Below are 18,984 nucleotides of genomic sequence, written 5' to 3'. Positions count from 1 at the left end.
CTATGAATGTAAGACTTGCATGTGTTGATGACTTAAATGAAATTATGGAATTATATCATCTTGTTAGTGATATGATGGAAGATAGTGCATATGATATAGGCTGGCGTAAAGATGTTTATCCAACTAAAGAAATTGTTCTTTTAGATATAGAACAACAAACACTTTACGTTTTAGAAAAAAATGAAAAAATTATTGGTGCAATTGTTTTAAATCATGAATATGAAGAATGTTATCAAAATATTTATTGGCAAATTTATGCTGAAGATGAAGAAGTAACAATTATACATCGCTTTTGTATTCATCCAGATTATAGAGGATGTGGAAAATATTTATTAAAACAAATTATAAAAATAGCAAAAAAAGATGGACAAAAATCCATCCGTTTAGATGTAGTATCATCTAATAAGCCAGCTATTTGTCTTTATGAAAAATGTAGTTTTTTATTACAAGGTCATCAAATAATGGATTATGGAAAACCAGTTATTGCAAGTTTATATGAAAAGATCATTTAAACAGGTTGTCAATTGACAACCTGTTTTTTTATTCGAATTCATTTTGATTAAAATCTTCAGATGTTTTTGAATACTTAAATCTCATAACTGCTTTATTATTGACAATTGTACCACTTGGTACAGATTTAATAATAAAAGTATTTCCTCCAATAACAGATCCTTCACCCACAACAGTATCTCCACCTAAGACACTTGCATTAGAATAAATAGTAACATTATCTTCAATTGTAGGATGTCTTTTTACATTCTTTAAACTTTGTCCACCATGAGTAGAAAGAGCTCCTAAAGTAACCCCTTGATAAATTTGAACATGTTCACCAATAACAGTAGTTTCACCGATAACAATACCAGTTCCATGATCAATCATTAAATATTTACCGAGTGTTGCTCCTGGATGAATATCAATTCCTGTTAAACTATGCGCATGTTCTGTCATAATACGAGGAATTAGTGGAATATTCAATTTATATAATTCATGAGCAATACGATTGACCATAATTGCATAATATCCTGGATAAGAAAGTACGATTTCTGAAATAGAAATAGCGGCTGGATCGCCATCAAATGTTGCTTGTGCATCTGTAGCAAGGTATTCTCTTATTTGGGGAATTGTCTTCAAAAAAGCTAATGTTTTATCTCTTGCTTCCTCTTCTTTACAAGCATCTTTACAGTTTTCACAATAGTCAAAGGCAAGTAAGATTTGATTTTTTAAATCATTATAAATGATTTGAATTTGATCACCTAAATAATATTTAACATAATCACTTTTAAGACCTTTTCTTCCAAAGAAGCCTGGAAAAATAATATCTTGTAAACGTTCAAGAATATCAATGATAATTGTTTTATCAGGCTGTCTAATTGTATCGACCTTAGAAATATCATTGTGTTTTTGATAACTTTCAACAATATCATCAATAACAGTATCTAACTTCATAATTAACCTCCATTTTTATTATAAATATAGTATCAAAAAATAGGATTATGTTCAAATTATTGAATAATAAAATATAAAAATGTATACAATCTTTATTGACAAAGAAGAAATGATAGTATATAGTTAAATCATACTAAATCCATAGGAATAAGGAGAAGTAAATATGAGCAAAGTAAAAAATAGTTTTTTAGACCTAGTAGGGAATACACCACTAGTAAGAGTAAACAACTTAATCAAAAAAGATGAATTGAAAGCAGATGTTCTAGCAAAACTAGAATACTTCAATCCCGCAGGATCAGTCAAAGACAGAATTGCTAAGGAAATGATCCTAGATGCACTAGAAAAAGGATTGATCAATGAAAATACAACATTGATTGAACCAACAAGTGGAAATACAGGAATTGGACTATCAGCCGTAGCAACAGCATTGAATCTAAAGATCATTATTACAATGCCAGAAACAATGTCAGTAGAAAGAAGAAATCTTATGAAAGCTTATGGAGCTGAATTAGTCTTAACACCAGGAAGTGAAGGAATGAAAGGAGCAATCGCCAAAGCAAAAGAATTGGCATCACAAATCGAAAACAGCTTCATTCCAGGACAATTTGAAAATCCAGCGAATCCAACAGCACACTATAAAACAACAGGACCAGAAATCTATGAACAAACAGAAGGAAAAGTAGATATCTTTGTAGCCGGAGTAGGAACAGGAGGAACAATTTCAGGGATTGGGAAATACTTGAAAGAAAAGAATCCAGAAGTAAAAGTAGTGGCAGTAGAACCAGCAAGCTCACCAGTATTATCAACAGGGAAAGGTGGAGCACATAAGATCCAAGGAATCGGGGCAGGATTTGTACCAGAGACATTGGATACAAAGATCTATGATGAAATCATTACAGTAGAAAATGAAGATGCATTTGCGACAGGGAAAGAAATGGCAAAGACAGAAGGAATCTTAGTAGGGATATCATCAGGAGCAGCATTATATGCAGCCAAAGAACTAGCAAAGAGAGAAGAGAATGCAGGAAAGACAATTGTCGTCTTGTTACCAGATGGTGGAGATCGTTATTTATCAACACCTTTAATTCAAGATTAGATAGGGGAATTTGAATGATTGAAGAATTAAGACATAATTTCCGTAATGGACGAATGTGTAAATAGTTTTATTTATTCATAAAACAATATATAATATTTATACAAAAGAAAGATGAGGAAATTAAAATGGCAGTAACTAAAAGAGAAGATAGAAAATTTAAATTTGAAACATTACAATTACATGTAGGACAAGAACAACCAGATCCAGCAACAGATGCAAGAGCAGTACCTATTTACCAAACTACTTCATATGTGTTTAAAAATAGTGCACATGCAGCAGCTCGTTTTGAATTAGCAGATGCTGGAAATATCTATGGACGTTTAACAAACTCTACACAAGGTGTATTTGAAGATCGTATTGCCGCTTTAGAAGGTGGGGTAGCAGGTTTAGCTGTTGCTTCTGGAGCAGCTGCAATCGCTTATACTATTCAAGCTTTAGCAGGACAAGGTGAACATATCGTTGCTCAAAAAACTATTTATGGGGGAACTTCTAACTTATTAGCGCATACATTTACTCAATACGGAATTACAACTACTTTCGTAGATGCTCATAATTTACAAGAAGTTGAAGATGCAATTCAAGAAAATACAAAAGCAATTTATTTAGAAACTTTAGGAAATCCTAATAGTGATATTCCTGATATCGATGCAATTAGTGCAATCGCTAAAAAACATGGATTACCAGTTGTTGTTGATAATACATTTGGTACACCATATCTATTTAGACCAATTGAACATGGTGCTGATATCGTTGTTCATAGTGCTACTAAATTTATTGGTGGTCATGGTACAAGCTTAGGTGGTGTCATCGTTGATGGTGGTACTTATGATTGGGCTAAAAGTGGACATTATCCATGGATCAGTGAACCTAACCCAAGTTATCATGGAGTGAAATTTACTGAAGCTGCAGGACCAGCTGCTTTCGTTACTTATATTAGAGCAATCTTATTAAGAGATACAGGAGCTACAATTTCTCCATTCAATGCATTCTTATTATTACAAGGTACAGAAACATTATCTTTAAGAATTGATCGTCATAATGAAAATACTAAAAAAGTTGTTGAGTTCTTACAACAACATCCAGCAGTAGAAAAAGTAAATCATCCTTCATTACCAGATCATCCAGATCATGCTTTATATGAAAAATATTTCCCAAATGGTGGAGGATCAATCTTTACTTTCAATATTAAAGGTGGCGTAGAAGAAGCTCATAAATTTATTGATAATTTACAAGTATTCTCTTTACTTGCTAATGTCGCTGATGTTAAATCATTAGTTATCCATCCAGCAACAACTACACATTCACAATTAACAGAAGAAGAATTAGCTGATGTTGGAATTCAACCTAATACAATTCGTTTATCAATTGGTACAGAACATATTGATGATATCTTATTTGATTTAAAAGAAGCTTTAGATCAAATTTAAAAACTTGGCAAATGCCAAGTTTTTTTATTCTGTTTCAGTTGTTGAATCTGAATTTGTATTTTCATTTGATGAAGAATCATCGGTTGTATTTTGTGATGAATCACTTTCATCGCTGTTTGTTGTATTATCACTTGATGTACTTTCTTCATTTTCAGATGAAGAAGATTCTTCTTGTTGGATTTCCTTTTTTGTAGATGTTGACTTGTCTGATTTTGTTTTATTTTGTTGATCTACTTGTTTTTCTAATTGATTAATTTGTTTTTGTTGATCTTGATAATGTTCATATGCAAAATACCCACCAACTCCTGCACCAATAATTAAAAGTAAAATAAGTAACGTGATAAAGAAAGTAGAAACTTTAGAACGTCCATTTTTTTTCTTTTTCACTTTCGTTTTTGTCTTCTTTCTTGTTACCTTTTTTGTTTTAGGTCTTTTTTTATTTTTACTTTTTGTATAGGAATAATCAGTATTATCATAATATTCTTTTTCTAAATCATCTTGTTGATTATCGTTTTCATCTATATTTTCTTCTTCATCGTTGAATTTAAATCTTTCAGCCATAATTATCACCTCGCTATCATTTTATATATCAATATGAATTGAATTTGAACTTTTTATGTGAATTATTTGAAAATATTTGACTTTAGATATGAATTTTGTTTTTATAAATAGAGAAAGTGAGGATAAAAGATGGATAATTTGGAGTATTTAAAAGAAGTAGAGAAGAGTATTCAAAAAAAATATAAGAAAAAATTATGGAGACCTTTTTGCAAGGCTATTAATCAATATGAATTAGTAAAACCTGGAGATAAAATTGCTGTATGTATTTCTGGTGGAAAAGATTCTATGTTGATGGCTAAACTCTTTCAAGAATTAAAAAGACATAATAAATTTGAATTTGAACTTGTTTTTATGGTGATGGATCCTGGGTATAATCAATTAAACAGACAAATGATTATTGATAATTCGAAAAAATTAAATATTCCAATTCAAATATTTGATTCACAAATATTTGATTCTGTTTTTAATATAGAAAAATCTCCTTGTTATTTATGTGCGAGAATGAGAAGGGGACATTTATATGCGAATGCAAAGGAATTAGGATGTAATAAGATTGCTTTGGGACATCACTATGATGATGTTATTGAAACTATTTTAATGGGTATGCTTTATGGAGCACAAATTCAAACAATGATGCCTAAACTTCATAGTTTGAATTTTGAAGGAATGGAACTTATTAGACCGATGTATCTTATTCGTGAAGATGATATTAAGGCATGGAGAGATGAACATGAATTAACATTTTTACAATGTGCATGTAAATTTACTGAAGAAAATCAAGATGCTCATGATGAAGAAAATGATTCTAAACGTTTAGAAATTAAACAATTAATTAAGGATTTAAAGAAAGTAAATCCTTTTGTTGAAGGAAATATTTTTAAAAGTGTAGAAAATGTCAATTTAAAAACAATTATGGCTTATAAAGATGATGAAGGAAAACATCTGTTTTTAGAACATTATGATGATTAATCGTGTAGAAATACACGATTTTTAAATAAAAAAACATATCAATGATATGTTTATTAGATAATATATTCAATTTGATATCCATGTAAATCAGCAAGATCTTCTAAAGTATAGGATTCTAAATAATCAGTAATAACTTTATTTAGTCCTTTATAAAAAGGAAGAGTTAAACATTCACTATAACGAGGACATTGATTAGGTTCAGTTTCTAAACAGGCAACACAAGCGATTGGACCTTCAACAGCAACTAAAATATCTTTTGCTGTATATTTATTTATATCTCTTGTAAGAGAATATCCACCTTGGGCACCTCTAACGCTTTTAATAAGTCCTGCACGAATTAAAGGAGTAGCTATTTGTTCAAGATATTTGATAGAAATTTCTTGTCTTTTAGCAACATCTTTAAGTGATATATTCCCTTGTTCTTTATTTTGGGCTAAATCAATCATTAATCTTAGAGCATAACGCCCTCTTGTTGATATTTTCATATGACCACCTCTTGTCTATTATAACATCTTTTTTAGATAATTCCTAGAGAAATTATATGAATTAAATAAAAAGAAAAAGACCAAAGTCTTTATTCTTGTTCGATAAATGTATTATAGATAGCACGAATTGCATCATTAAAGTGAATGTTTTTAACACCAACAATGATATTTAATTCTGAAGAACCTTGATCAATCATTTTAACATTGATTTTTTTATTAGCTAAAGCTGTAAAAACTTTTGCTGCAACTCCACGACCATCTTTCATACCACGACCAACGATAGCAATTAAAGCAAGGTCAGATTCAAGTTCAATTGAATCAGGTTCAACGGCACGATGTAAGTTAGCTAAAATTTCTTGTTCATGTTCAATGAATGAATTTAATTCAACAATTACGTTCATTGTATCAATACCAGAAGGTGTATGTTCATAAGATAGACCAGCTTCTTCAATAACTTGTAAAACTTTTCTACCAAAACCAATTTCATCATTCATCATATCTTTTTCAATCATGATTGTCGCAAAACCTTGTTTACCAGAAATACCAGTAATAATATGATCTGGTTTATGCACAGTACTTTCAACGATTAAAGTTCCAGCATCTTCAGGTTTATTAGTATTTTTGATTACAATAGGAATTCCTTGAGAGCGAATAGGGAAAACAGCATTTTCATGCAAAACACTTGCTCCCATGTAAGAAAGTTCACGTAATTCTTTATAAGTGATTGTTCCAATCACTTCTGGATTTTTAACAATACGTGGATCAGCAACTAAGAAACCTGAAACATCTGTCCAGTTTTCATAAAGTTTAACTTGACCACATTTAGCGACGATTGAACCAGTAACATCACTTCCCCCACGAGAGAAAGTTCTAATTTTTGTAGGATCTTCACTACATGAACCATAGAATCCAGGAATAACACAATTTTCTACTTCACTTAATTTTTTAGATAAAACAGGATCTGTTTTTTTATCATCATAATTTCCATGTTCATCGATAAAGATACATGTTGCAGGATCAACAAATTCAAATCCTAAATAATTCGCAAGTAAGATACCATTTAAATATTCCCCACGACTTGCTGCATATTCTTCACTGATTTGATCTTGGAAGTTTTTCTTAATAACTTCAAATTCTTCAGTAAGATCAACTGTTAAATTAAGTTCATCGATAATACTTTGATAACGATCTTTGATTGTATCAAAAGTACATTCAAACTCTTGTTCACTTTCTGCGTTATATGCTTTGTATAATAAATCAGTAACTTTGATATCATCTTTAAAACGTTTACCAGGCGCTGAAGGTACAACAAAACGACGATCTGGATCACTTTTGATAATGTCACCGACTTTTTTAAACTGATGGGCATCTGCAAGAGATGAACCACCAAATTTGACGATTTTCACCATAATAATTCTCCCCTCATATTAATGATAATAAAATATCACTTTTTTCAAGTATATTCAATATTTTTTCAATATTGAAAAAATAAAACAATAAAAATATAATAATATTATATAGAAAAGAGGTCGACATTATGAGAGAAAATATGACATTTCTTACAAATTACTATCAAATAAGAGAAATGACAATTGATCGTATGAAAGAAATTATTGATCAAAATAAAAATGCAAAGGAAGGAGGTACTGTCTTTTTTGGAGATTCTATCACCCAATTTATGGATATAGAAAAATATTTTCCTGAAATAGAAAATAAATATAATTGTGGTATTGGTGGAATTACTTCCACAATGCTGCTTCATTTTATTGATGAAGGAGTTTTAAAATTTAAACCTAAACAACTTGTTTATATGATTGGTACGAATGATTTAGGAAAAACAGTTATGCAATCACCTAAAGATATTGCTATTAATGTCAAAGAACTTGTAGAAACTGTACATTATAATTTACCTGAATGTGAAATTTATGTGGTCTCACCATTACCATGTTTACCAATGCATGATTATAAACATACACCTGGTGTATTGAGAAGTAATGATTTATTAAAAATGATTTATAAGGAATTTAAGAAGACAATTCCTTATGAATATGTAACTTTTATTAATGCTTATCCAATATTATGTAATAAAAAAGGTGAACCTGTTGAAGTTTACTATGAAGATGGACTTCATATCAATCATGAAGGATATCTACGTTATACAAATTGTTTAAAAGAATATATTTTATAATTAAAAAGGAATAGAAATATGAAAAAATGAATATCAAAGGTGGCATCTGTTATTGTTGTTTTACTTATGACAATTACCCCAATAAGTGCCCATTCTGGTAGAACGGATGCTAATGGAGGACATTGTTGTCGAACAAATTGTGCAAAATGGGGACTTAGAGATGGAGAATATCATTATCATAATGATGGTGGATCAAGTAGTTCTTCATCAAATTCAAGTGGTAATTCTTCTACAAATCAAAGTGCTACACCTAAAGCTGTGGATTATACAAAACAAGGAGAAACGGCTGGATATAATTATAAAAAAGCAAATCTTGATGCAAATAAAAAAGCAATCGAAAATGTAAGAAACTTAGAGGATGAAGATACAAATAGTGAATACACTTTAGAGAAACAAAAGAAAGTCTACAAGGAAAGTTATCAAAGTACTTATGAGCAAGAAGAAAAAGAAGCTTTCTAAATATGATCAAGAAGATCTTGATAATGAAAAGCAAAGTGATGAATATTATCGTAAATATAAAAATTATAAAGTCTATGATGTTTTAGACAAAAAATATAAAAAAGAATATAACAAGTACAAAGAACAAGGGGTAATAGTAGCACAGCAGGTGGAGCAGGTGTTGTAGCTCTGGGGGTTATTGGATATATTCTTTATAAAAGAAAAAGGAAATAGAACAAAGAATGAATACATTTGCAAATATAATAACAAGAAGAAGTACAAGAAAATATTTAGATAAAGAAGTTAGTCAAGAATTGTTAGAGAAAATTATAGAAATAGGAAGATATGCACCAAGTGGAGGTAATAGTCAAAGTAATCATTTCTAGTTATTCAAAATAAACAAATAATCGATCATTTAGTTAAAATGGTTGAAAGAGCGTTTTCTCAAATGGAAATTACCGAAAATATGTATAGAAGTTTACAAAATTCAATCAATCTTTCTAAAAAGGGCGAATATGTATTTTGTTATAATGCACCTGTTTTGATTATTGCTGCCAATAAAAAAGGTTATGGAAATAATCAAGCGGATTGTGCTCTTGCTCTTGAAAATATGATGCTTGAAGCTAATGAATTAGATCTAGGAAGTTGTTATATTAATCAATTAAAATGGCTCAATGAAGATCAAAAAATTTTATCTTATTTACAAAGTTTAGGTATGAATGAAGATGAAAGGGTCTATGGTTCATTAATTGTCGGTTATCCTGATACAAATGATGGAAAGCCTTTAAGAAAATCATTGCCTAGAAAAGGTAATGAAGTAACATGGCTTTAATATAAAAAACAAGAAATTATTTTTATAACTCCTTGTTTTTTTCTCTTTCTAACATATCTTGATAAGAATAAACACAACCACAATAATTTTGTCGATAAAGATTATATAATGCTGCAAATTTAACTGATTTTAAATAACCATTGTTCTTTTTAAAATCACTGAAAAGAAATTGTGTTTTTTCTTGAGGAAAGCTTGCGCCAATTTCATTGATCCATTGACTATTTTTATGTGGAGAAACACTTAAAACAGTTGTCCAATAATCAAAGTGATGTAAAGATGCATAATCATAAGCATCTTTCATTCTCTTTGAATAACAAAGATAACAGCGTTTTCCACCTTCAGGTTCATCTTTATATTGAGAAATATCTTTTAGATATTCTTTTGGTTGATATTCTTTTTCAACAACTTGAATATTTTGATTGAAATCTTGATTAAAGCATTGAATAAAATTTTCTAATTCATGAAATCGTCGAAAATACTCAGTATCTGGATAAATGTTTGAATTAGAGTAATAAATAGTTATATCGAAAAATTCAGATATTTCTTTTAAAACGTTTCCGCTACATGGCCCACAACAAACATGGAGAAGTAGGGTGGGTTTTGTACCTTTAATTTTTTCTAATTCTTCTTTGAGTTTTAAGTCGTAATTGATTTTCATTATAAAATCATCATGCTATCACCAAAGCTAAAGAAACGATATTTTTCTTTGACAGCTTCTTTATAAGCTTTGAAAATAAGTTCTTTTGAAGCAAAGGCACTAATCAACATTAATAATGTTGATTTAGGTAAATGGAAGTTTGTAATCAAACAATCAATAGCTTCAAATTTATATCCAGGATAAATAAAGATATCAGTATTTTCACTTGTTGCTGTAAATTTACCATATTTTTTCATATTAGCTTCTAGAGTACGTGTTGATGTAGTTCCTACCGCAATAATTCTTTGACCATTAGCTTTAGCTTTATTTAGTTTATCAGCGACTTCTTCACTGATTATATAGAATTCACTATGCATGTGATGATCTAAAACATTTTCTTCTTTAACAGGTCTAAATGTTCCAAGGCCAACATGTAAACATACATCAAGAATTTCAATACCCTTATCTTTTATTTTTTGATTGATTTCTTCAGTAAAATGTAAACCAGCTGTAGGAGCTGCTGCACTTCCTTCAATTTTAGCGTAAACTGTTTGATATCTATTTTTATCTTCAAGTTTTTCTTTAATATAAGGAGGTAAAGGCATTGTTCCTAACTGATCTAAGATTTCGTAGAAGATACCATCGTATATCATTTCAAAAACACGAATACCTTCATCTTTGATTTCAATACATTTTGCTTTTAATAAGCCTTCACCAAAAGTAATGACTGTATTCATTTTTACAATACGTGCATTACCGCATAAACATTCCCAAGTATCTTTCTTTAATTCTTTTAATAAAAGAACTTCAACATGTCCATTTGTTTCTTCTTTAATTCCAAATAAACGAGCAGGAATAACTTTTGTATTATTTCTTACTAAAACATCACCTGGTTTTAAATAATCAAGAATATCATAAAAATGTCTGTGTTCAATATTTCCGTTTTCTCTATTTACTACCATTAATCTAGAAGTATCTCTTTTTTCAACAGGATGTTGAGCAATGAGTTCTTCAGGTAGTTCAAAATCAAATTCACTTAGTTTCATTTAAAAAGCCCTCTTATAAACATCTCTACCATATTTATCTAAAAATTCTTCTTTAAAATCTAATAAACGATCTTCTTGAATTGCTTTACGAATATCTTCTGAAAGTTGTAATAAGAATCTTACATTGTGAATCGATAACAATGTTTTTCCAAATAATTCATCTGATTTATGAAGATGTCTTAAATAAGCTCTTGTATAATTTCTACAAGTATAACAATCACATTCAGGATCAATAGGAGTAAAATCTTCTTTAAACTTTTCATTATTAATATTCATACGTCCATGATGTGTCATTAAAGCACCATGTCTAGCAACACGTGTTGGTAAAACACAATCATACATATCAATACCACGAATCGCAGCTTCAATTAAATCAATTGGATTACCAACTCCCATTAAATAACGTGGTTTATCTTCAGGTAACCATTGAACCGCATCTTCGACCATTTTATACATTACATCTTTTGGTTCACCAACGCTCGTTCCACCAATTGAATAACCAGGGAAATCCATTTCTACAAGTGCTTTGGCACATTTTTCTCTTAAATCAGGATATTCTCCACCTTGAACAATTCCAAATAACGCTTGTTTTTCATTATGATGCGCTTCTTTACCTCTTTTAGCCCAACGAATTGTTCTTTCAACACTATGTTTCATATAATCATAAGTTGCTGGATAAGGAGCACATTCATCTAAAGACATAATCATATCTGCTCCTAATTTGTTTTGAATATCGATTGCTTTTTCTGGAGATAAGAATAAAGACTTACCATCAATAATACTTTTAAAATAAACGCCTTCTTCTTTGATCTTTCTTGTTTTTCCCAAAGAAAAAACTTGAAATCCTCCACTATCTGTAAGCATAGGACCATCATAGTTCATAAACTTATGAAGACCACCCGCTTTAGCAACAATATCTTCCCCAGGTCTTAACCATAAGTGATATGTATTAGAAAGGATTACTTGTGATCCCATTTCTTTTAACATTTCAGGGGCAATCCCTTTTACTGTAGCTAGTGTACCTACAGGCATAAACATAGGTGTTTCTACATCTCCATGGGGAGTATGTAAAATCCCATATCGAGCACCACTTTGTTTACAAACATGTTTTAATTCATACCAAAAATCTTTCATTTTTCCACCTCTTTTTGCCTATTCATTATACATGAAAGTATTTATAAATAAAATAGAAAAAGAGCTAAAAGCTCTTAATCAAATGTAACATATTCATTTTCTAAAGGTTTAGCACCTTCTAAATGATCAACATGTAAAATAGGAATATTACTTTGAATAGATTCATCATATTCTAAACTAATGGTTCCATCAACCACTAACCATTCATCTTTAATTAAATCTTTAGCGTATTTACTAATACATACTAAACCTAAAAGTTGCATATCATCACTACAACATACCATGGCTTGTCTACCTAAAACAAAACCATTTTCAATTAATTTATCACGGCCAATCACTTTACCTTTGATCTTAATTGTTTTATTTTCATAGATTTGAGGATTTTCCATAATATGCATACAGAAAATACCATAATCCATATCATTTACTTCAATATAATCATCATTTAAGTTATATGGTAAATCATTAACAGTTAAATCTTCAATTTGTCTATTTTTATTTTCATAAACAATTTGACACATTGGATTTAAAGATTTAATACTTCCTCTAATAGGATATTTCTTTGTATTTTCATCACATCTATTAACAATAACTAAATCACTACCAGTAATATGATAAACAAATTGACCACGCATATTATTGTAATAAAGATCAAATGTTTCAGCAGAAACAGTTGTAAGAATTTGAACAACTTGCCATTGGTCAATACAAATTTCATCCACGAATTTTGTATTATCCCACATTCCGTTATATTCAATCATCACTTGTGTTGGTTGGTATTTTTGATGTAAATGAAGAAGAGTTTCATAATTTAAATCTTCTTCGTTTTCAATAAATTCAACAGAAGCATTTTCTTTTTCTAAAGCTGGAATATCAAAAGCGACTTCACCTTCTTCGCAGGCAATGATCAAAGTTTTTTCATCTTCACCAAAACCTTGTTCAAGAAGAGTATCTTGGATAAATGAAGATTTTCCACTTTCTAAAAATCCAGTAAACAAATAAACTCTTGTTTTATTCATACGCTTATCCTAAAAATAACTCCTTAATTGTATTTTCATCTAAGTCTTTACCAATTACACAAACTTGACCTGTATAAATAGGTTTACCTAAACGAATTTCAAATTCACCTGGTACTAAATCAAAATACCACCAATCTTCATTTCCACTATCTACAAAACCTTTAGCTCTTAAAACATTATCATCATTACATAATTTATTTAAGATATCACTTAATTCAACTTCGTTATATTTTTTAACAGTGTCAAATCCAATACTATTAAATACTTCATCAGCATGATGGTGATGATGTCCACAACCACATTCATGATCATGGTCATGGTGATGATGATGTCCACAACATTCATGGTCGTGATCGTGTTCATGATGGTCATGTCCGCAACATCCATGTTCATGATCATGTTCGTGATGATCATGTCCGCATTCACATTCGTGATCATGATGGTGATGATGTTCATGTTCATGTAATAATTCTTCTTGAATGTTCACTTCACAAGCATTAATGATATCTAAACCATTTAATTTATCCCAAGCAGTTGTAATGATTGGTGAATGATCGTTTAATCCTTTTAAGATATCTAAGCATTCTTTTAATTGGAATTCAGTTAAGTCTTGGCTACGACTTAAAACAATTAATGATGCATGTTCAACTTGGTTATTATAGAATTCACCAAAGTTTTTAGTATACATACGACATTTTTTAGCATCTACAACTGTAATAAAATTATCTAATTCCATTTCATCACTATTAACAGTAGATACTGCTTTAATAACATCAGATAATTTGCCAACACCAGAAGGTTCAATAATAACACGATCAGGATGATACGTATCTAAGACTTCTTTTAATGATGTTTCGAAATCTCCTACTAAACTACAACAAATACATCCAGAGTTCATTTCGTTGATTGTAACACCAGAATCTTTTAAGAATGTTCCATCAATTCCAATTTCTCCAAATTCATTTTCTATTAATACGATTTTTTCATTTTGATATGCTTCAGCAATTAATTTTTTAATTAATGTTGTTTTTCCAGCACCTAAAAAGCCAGAAATAATATCTATTTTACTCATATATTTCACCTCCGCTAGATTATAACACTCATAAATCATTTCATCAAATGATAATACCTGTGTTATAATGATTGACAAGTAAAGGGTGATAAAAAATGAAATGTCCAATAATTAAAAGATGTGGAGGATGCTTTTATCCACAAGATCAATATCAAGAAGAATTAAAAGAAAAGACATTATTTATAGAAAAAGAAATAAAGAAAACAAAATTAAAAATAGATGTAAAACCAACAGTAGCTTCACCATTAGTTAATGGTTATCGAAATAAAGCAATTGTTGCTTTTAATCAAAAATATGAATACGGTCTCTACGAAGAACATAGCCAAGATATTATTCCTTATAAACACTGTTTATTACACGAAGATATTATGGATGAAATTTTACAATATATACAAAGTTATTTAAGAAAGTATCGTGTTTCTATTTATGATCGTAAAAGACATAAAGGATTATTAAGACATATTTTAATTCGTCGAGGTGTTAAAACAGATCAAACAATGGTTGTTTTAGTATGTAATGAAAATATGTGGCGTGGGTCTAAACAATTTTGTAACCAATTAGTTAAGAAGTTTCCAAGTATTAAAACAATTGTCTTAAATGTCAATACACGTAGAACACCAATTGTTTTAGGAAATGAAGATAAAGTTCTTTATGGAAAAGGGTTTATTGTTGATGAATTATGTGGTTTGAAATTTAAGATCTCTCCACAATCTTTTTATCAAATCAATCATGATCAATGTGTTAATCTTTATACCAAAGCTTTATCCTTATTGAATATTAAAGGAAATGAAACAGCAATTGATGCTTATTGTGGTATTGGAACAATAGGAATGATTCTCTCACAAAATGTAAAACAAGTTATTGGAGTAGAAAGTAATAAAGATGCAATCAAAGATGCAAAAAACAATGCACGAATGAATCAACTATCTAATATTCAATTTGTATGTGATGATGCAACTGAATTTATGAAAAAACTTGCGAAAGAGAAACATAAAGTAGATGTGGTCATTATGGATCCTCCAAGAAGCGGTTCTACTAAACAGTTTATGGATTCGGTTAAAATACTAAATCCAAAACAAGTTGTTTATATTTCATGTGATCCAACGACACAAATTAGAGATATACAATACTTTAAAAAGATTGGTTATCATACTCATACAATGTATCTTTATGATATGTTTCCACATACAAGACATGTTGAGACGGTGTGTTTGCTGTCAAGAAAAGATAAATAAAGGCTGAAAAGTAGCGCATTTCCGGATTTTTTGCTTAGTTAGCATCATTAGAGAAGCCTTGCGGAAAGCTCGACTTTCTTGTATGGAAACATATCTACTTATTAGTCTGACCAGAGAAAAAAAGTGGATGGTCAGAAAAATGTTGTAGGTTTTAGGCTGTGGATTAGATGTCATAGGTTGTGGCATTGGGATTGTTGTCAGAGACAACCGCAGTTTAAGCCACTCAATACTATTAGGCGGATTTGGCAGTGAAATATATAACAGGAAAATTATTGTGTATGTGGAGGTTAAAAGATGAGTAAAAATGCACAAATATTACTAGAAAATTTAATTGAACAAGAATTTCGAAATAATGATAACTATAGCAACATATCAGAATATTTTGAATTTTTTTCAGCAAGCCAAATATTGAAAAATCAAGGATTAAGTGACGATGAAGTAGATAATGGTATTGTTGGAAAAAGGATTGGATGGAGGATGCGATTCGATTTATTTATTTTTAAATAATTTACTTATTACGCCAGATGTTGTTGAACATATATCTGCACCAAAAGATTCCATTCTGGAAATGATAATTATCCAGTCAAAGAAGACCACATCATTTGGAGAAGATGCAGTGATGAAGTGGAAAACCATCTCTGGAAATCTTCTGGATTTATCAAAAACAACAACTGATTTTACGGCAAGGTATAATGCCGATATTCTCGAAGCATTTACTACGTTTAGGGATACATATACACGTTTGATAACCAGCAGGGTAAAGTTGAAATTTAGATTTTACTATGCAACATTAGCATCAGAATTACATCCTAATGTAATTCAGCAAGCCGAAGAACTGAAAGATACCATAAAAGGATTATTCCCGAATGCAGTTGTTGAGGTAACTTTTGTTGATTCTGATACTCTGTTTGAAATGTATAATGCGGTGATAGAAAATAGAGTGAATCTTAAATTTGCAGATATTCCAATTTCGCCAAATCAAAAAAATTATGTTGCGTTAGTTGATTTGAAAAGCTATTTTAACTTTATAGTAAATGATGAAGGCGATGTGAGAAAGAGTTTTTTCGATTCTAATGTGCGTGATTATCAAGGAAAAAATAATGTAAACAGTAGTATATCCGAAACATTACATAGAGCCGATGATAATGATTTTTGGTGGTTAAATAATGGAGTTACAGTACTGGCATCCGAAGCTACATTGGTAAATAATAGAGAGTTACAAATTGTTAATTCTGAAATTGTTAATGGATTACAAACTTCAATGGAAATATATAATTATTTTTCCGAAAATAGAGAAGCATTAGAGTCAGAAAAACGTTCCATATTGCTAAGGATAATTGTTCCTGATAATGAAGAATCAAGAGATCAAATTATCTTTGCTACAAATAATCAGACAAATATTCCTAAAGCAACATTGCGTGTGACGGATCCTATACATCTTCAAATTGAAATGTATTTTAAGAGTAGAGGATTATTTTACGATAGGGGAAAAAATTATTATAAAAATCAGGGACATAAGCCTGCGGAGATTGTTGGGGTATCTTTTCTTGCACAATGTCTTATTACAATTTTCCTGAAAAAGCCAGACTATGCACGAGCAAGACCATCAACATTGCTGAATGACGAAAAAAAATACAACGAATTATACGAAAAGAATAATGATCTAGAGGTATTTTATAGAGTAGCTTTACTAGGTAAAAAAATCCAGAAAAATGTAAGAAGTGGTTCTGATTATTCTTCAGCAGAAAAAAGTGATATTTTATATTATGTACTGTATGCAGTTATTGCAGATGTATTGGGTAAGAGAAATATTACTCCCGCTGATATTAAGAACTTGGATATGGATTCTGTAACGGATACCTTAATTGAAGATATTCGAAATAGAGTATACGAAATATATAAACAGCATGGAGGAAATGGACGTGTAGCCAAAAGTGCAGAATTTATACAGTATATAGATAATATGTTAGATGAATAAAGTGAAGACAACCCTCCCGGCCATCATGGTCAGTAGGGTTTCGTACGTTTATGAAATTATGCATTAACATCAATACTAACACCTGATTTCAGTTGGACGGTGATGTGGTCATCTCAGATGATTATCTGTTGGATCCAGCGTCGCACCAGTGATTCGTCGAATTCGGTGAGATGGGTAGTCTGCTGTGCGATGCAATCCTACAGGTCATTGATCCATCATTTGTACCTGCATCAAGTGTGGTGACGTTTATAGATGAAGCGCTGGTTCGAAAGTATATCGAGCAGATCAAGATATTTGAAGACCATTTCATGGTTTGCTTTAAGGCAAAGTTGGAAATAGATATTCGAAGATAGGTTTTTATAAGTGTTTGTAGCAAAGGCGAAGGCTCCTGCTTATTTTTTGCTAAAGTTTAGGGGGATAGATTGAAAAAACAAAAGAAAATTGTTATTAATCGAGATAATGTTGAAGAATTTGTACGTTCACGTAATACTTCAAAAGATTATTCTAATAAAACAAGAATGCAAAGACAAAAATTATATATTCAAACTTATATTAATCAATTGAAAACTAAACTTACAAATGATTATTCAATAACACTTCAAAAAATGTATGATTTTTATAGTAAATTAAAACAGCTTGTATTACAATTGTTTTATGAAGAAGATAAGTAGGAGGGGTGTTTTTATGTATAAGATAAATGATTTATATGATTTAACACATAGTCAAGCAAAGGATTATTTATCAAAATATGAGTATCCTTGGCAAGCTTTAAAAGGAATTAAAGATTTTATTATTGAATTAGGAGAAACTTTAGGGGATGAATATCAAGAAGTGAATGAACATGTTTGGATTCACAAAGATGCTAAAGTTTTTGATAGTGCTTATATTGGTTCACCTTGTATTATTGGTGCAGGAACAGAAGTGAGACATTGTGCTTTTATCAGAGGAAGTGCATTAGTAGGGGAAAATTGTGTTATTGGTAATTCTGTTGAGTTAAAGAATGTTATTATTTTTGATAATGTACAAGTTCCTCATTATAACTATGTAGGTGATTCTATTTTGGGATATAAGTCTCATATGGGTGCAGGATCAATTACAAGTAATGTTAAAAGTGATAAGACATTAGTAGTTGTAAAAGATAGATTTAATCACGAAGAAATTGAAACTGGACTTAAAAAAATGGGTGCAATGCTAGGAGATTATGTAGAAGTAGGATGTAATAGTGTTTTAAACCCTGGAACTGTTATTGGAAGAAATAGTAATATTTATCCATTATCTAGAGTAAGAGGCGTTGTACCAGAAAATTCAATTTTTAAGGAACTTAATGATATTGTAGAAAAGAAATAATTATTAGAGGCAATGTGATTTAAAAACATTGCTTTTTTATTGATATTATAATCATACATGTAATTAAAATTATA

Annotated in this window: 22 protein-coding genes and 1 pseudogene; 14 read left to right on the top strand and 9 right to left on the bottom strand. The window is 30.1% G+C overall.

The genetic code is table 11. The features are described from left to right. Positions 1-2 precede the first annotated feature (2 nt). Entirely contained in the window at positions 3-512 is a 510-nt protein-coding gene (locus Fi14EGH31_RS11700) for a GNAT family N-acetyltransferase (protein WP_118306534.1), read from the top strand. 28 nt (positions 513-540) lie between these two features. Here Fi14EGH31_RS11700 and Fi14EGH31_RS11695 read toward each other — a convergent pair whose 3' ends face one another. Then, the gene (locus Fi14EGH31_RS11695) at positions 541-1,446 is read right to left on the bottom strand and encodes a serine O-acetyltransferase (RefSeq protein ID WP_032089919.1); all 906 of its coding nucleotides are present in this window, start codon (positions 1,444-1,446) and stop codon (positions 541-543) included. 163 nt (positions 1,447-1,609) lie between these two features. On the opposite strand from Fi14EGH31_RS11695, the gene cysK reads away from it, so the two are divergent. Both cysK and Fi14EGH31_RS11685 read left to right on the top strand, forming a co-directional pair. Then, entirely contained in the window at positions 1,610-2,542 is a 933-nt protein-coding gene (gene cysK / locus Fi14EGH31_RS11690; protein ID WP_139939924.1) for a cysteine synthase A, read from the top strand. A gap of 125 nt (positions 2,543-2,667) precedes the next feature. Next, complete coding sequence (locus Fi14EGH31_RS11685) at positions 2,668-3,969, top strand: O-acetylhomoserine aminocarboxypropyltransferase/cysteine synthase family protein (protein ID WP_117346442.1); 1,302 nt, start codon at positions 2,668-2,670, stop codon at positions 3,967-3,969. A 24-nt stretch (positions 3,970-3,993) separates the two neighbouring features. Here the strand turns inward: Fi14EGH31_RS11685 and Fi14EGH31_RS11680 are convergent, their stop codons facing one another. Then, positions 3,994-4,530: a hypothetical protein gene (locus Fi14EGH31_RS11680; RefSeq protein ID WP_117481835.1), complete on the bottom strand. Its 537-nt coding sequence runs from the start codon at positions 4,528-4,530 to the stop codon at positions 3,994-3,996. Positions 4,531-4,659: 129 nt separating this feature from the next. Here Fi14EGH31_RS11680 and Fi14EGH31_RS11675 point away from each other — a divergent pair, with 129 nt between their 5' ends. Then, positions 4,660-5,499 (top strand): tRNA 2-thiocytidine biosynthesis TtcA family protein, encoded by an 840-nt coding sequence (locus Fi14EGH31_RS11675; RefSeq protein ID WP_022001771.1) that lies wholly within the window; start codon positions 4,660-4,662, stop codon positions 5,497-5,499. 53 nt (positions 5,500-5,552) lie between these two features. Here the strand turns inward: Fi14EGH31_RS11675 and Fi14EGH31_RS11670 are convergent, their stop codons facing one another. Beyond that, the gene (locus Fi14EGH31_RS11670; protein WP_022001772.1) at positions 5,553-5,984 is read right to left on the bottom strand and encodes an RrF2 family transcriptional regulator; all 432 of its coding nucleotides are present in this window, start codon (positions 5,982-5,984) and stop codon (positions 5,553-5,555) included. An 89-nt stretch (positions 5,985-6,073) separates the two neighbouring features. Then, entirely contained in the window at positions 6,074-7,393 is a 1,320-nt protein-coding gene (locus tag Fi14EGH31_RS11665; protein WP_032089923.1) for an aspartate kinase, read from the bottom strand. A 128-nt stretch (positions 7,394-7,521) separates the two neighbouring features. Between Fi14EGH31_RS11665 and Fi14EGH31_RS11660 the strand changes: the two genes are divergently transcribed. The 5 genes and pseudogenes from Fi14EGH31_RS11660 to Fi14EGH31_RS11640 all read left to right on the top strand — a co-directional run bounded on the left by Fi14EGH31_RS11660 (position 7,522) and on the right by Fi14EGH31_RS11640 (position 9,442). After that, positions 7,522-8,172, top strand: a complete 651-nt coding sequence (locus Fi14EGH31_RS11660) for a GDSL-type esterase/lipase family protein (protein ID WP_117829352.1) — start codon at positions 7,522-7,524, stop codon at positions 8,170-8,172. Between the two features lie 39 nt (positions 8,173-8,211). Next, complete coding sequence (locus Fi14EGH31_RS11655; RefSeq protein ID WP_200764834.1) at positions 8,212-8,631, top strand: YHYH domain-containing protein; 420 nt, start codon at positions 8,212-8,214, stop codon at positions 8,629-8,631. Beyond that, positions 8,603-8,797, top strand: coding sequence for a hypothetical protein (locus Fi14EGH31_RS11650; protein ID WP_118306832.1), 195 nt, complete (start codon positions 8,603-8,605; stop codon positions 8,795-8,797). Before Fi14EGH31_RS11655 ends, Fi14EGH31_RS11650 begins: the two co-directional genes overlap by 29 nt. A gap of 2 nt (positions 8,798-8,799) precedes the next feature. Next, on the top strand, positions 8,800-8,844 hold the full coding sequence (locus Fi14EGH31_RS15725; protein ID WP_227408681.1) for a hypothetical protein: 45 nt from the start codon (positions 8,800-8,802) through the stop codon (positions 8,842-8,844). An 8-nt stretch (positions 8,845-8,852) separates the two neighbouring features. After that, a pseudogene (locus tag Fi14EGH31_RS11640) lies at positions 8,853-9,442 on the top strand (nitroreductase). A gap of 22 nt (positions 9,443-9,464) precedes the next feature. On the opposite strand, the gene Fi14EGH31_RS11635 reads toward Fi14EGH31_RS11640, so the two are convergent. From Fi14EGH31_RS11635 to Fi14EGH31_RS11615, 5 genes are all read right to left on the bottom strand, one after another. Next, positions 9,465-10,100: an epoxyqueuosine reductase QueH gene (locus Fi14EGH31_RS11635; protein WP_022000732.1), complete on the bottom strand. Its 636-nt coding sequence runs from the start codon at positions 10,098-10,100 to the stop codon at positions 9,465-9,467. Next, positions 10,100-11,125: a tRNA preQ1(34) S-adenosylmethionine ribosyltransferase-isomerase QueA gene (queA, locus tag Fi14EGH31_RS11630; protein ID WP_200764833.1), complete on the bottom strand. Its 1,026-nt coding sequence runs from the start codon at positions 11,123-11,125 to the stop codon at positions 10,100-10,102. Before queA ends, Fi14EGH31_RS11635 begins: the two co-directional genes overlap by 1 nt. Beyond that, complete coding sequence (gene tgt, locus Fi14EGH31_RS11625) at positions 11,126-12,259, bottom strand: tRNA guanosine(34) transglycosylase Tgt (RefSeq protein WP_032089927.1); 1,134 nt, start codon at positions 12,257-12,259, stop codon at positions 11,126-11,128. Positions 12,260-12,333: 74 nt separating this feature from the next. Beyond that, positions 12,334-13,278 (bottom strand): TIGR03943 family putative permease subunit, encoded by a 945-nt coding sequence (locus tag Fi14EGH31_RS11620; protein WP_200764832.1) that lies wholly within the window; start codon positions 13,276-13,278, stop codon positions 12,334-12,336. A gap of 4 nt (positions 13,279-13,282) precedes the next feature. Next, positions 13,283-14,350, bottom strand: coding sequence for a CobW family GTP-binding protein (locus Fi14EGH31_RS11615; protein ID WP_200764831.1), 1,068 nt, complete (start codon positions 14,348-14,350; stop codon positions 13,283-13,285). A gap of 95 nt (positions 14,351-14,445) precedes the next feature. Between Fi14EGH31_RS11615 and rlmD the strand changes: the two genes are divergently transcribed. The 5 genes from rlmD (at position 14,446) to Fi14EGH31_RS11590 (ending at position 18,910) form a co-directional block, all read left to right on the top strand. Beyond that, positions 14,446-15,585 (top strand): 23S rRNA (uracil(1939)-C(5))-methyltransferase RlmD, encoded by a 1,140-nt coding sequence (gene rlmD / locus Fi14EGH31_RS11610; protein WP_117833023.1) that lies wholly within the window; start codon positions 14,446-14,448, stop codon positions 15,583-15,585. Positions 15,586-15,879: 294 nt separating this feature from the next. After that, positions 15,880-16,092, top strand: coding sequence for a hypothetical protein (locus Fi14EGH31_RS11605; RefSeq protein ID WP_200764830.1), 213 nt, complete (start codon positions 15,880-15,882; stop codon positions 16,090-16,092). After that, positions 16,031-17,563, top strand: coding sequence for an AIPR family protein (locus Fi14EGH31_RS11600; protein WP_200764829.1), 1,533 nt, complete (start codon positions 16,031-16,033; stop codon positions 17,561-17,563). The genes Fi14EGH31_RS11605 and Fi14EGH31_RS11600 overlap by 62 nt, the downstream gene beginning before the upstream one ends. A gap of 422 nt (positions 17,564-17,985) precedes the next feature. Then, positions 17,986-18,234 (top strand): hypothetical protein, encoded by a 249-nt coding sequence (locus Fi14EGH31_RS11595; RefSeq protein WP_117829345.1) that lies wholly within the window; start codon positions 17,986-17,988, stop codon positions 18,232-18,234. A 13-nt stretch (positions 18,235-18,247) separates the two neighbouring features. Beyond that, a complete protein-coding gene (locus Fi14EGH31_RS11590; RefSeq protein ID WP_032089935.1) occupies positions 18,248-18,910 on the top strand; it encodes an acyltransferase in 663 nt (220 codons plus the stop codon). Positions 18,911-18,984 lie beyond the last annotated feature (74 nt).

It is taken from the genome of Faecalibacillus intestinalis (assembly GCF_015097455.1).
Classification (GTDB): Bacteria; Bacillota_I; Bacilli_A; order Erysipelotrichales; family Coprobacillaceae; genus Faecalibacillus; species Faecalibacillus intestinalis.
This window is presented reverse-complemented; position numbering and strand designations above follow the sequence as displayed.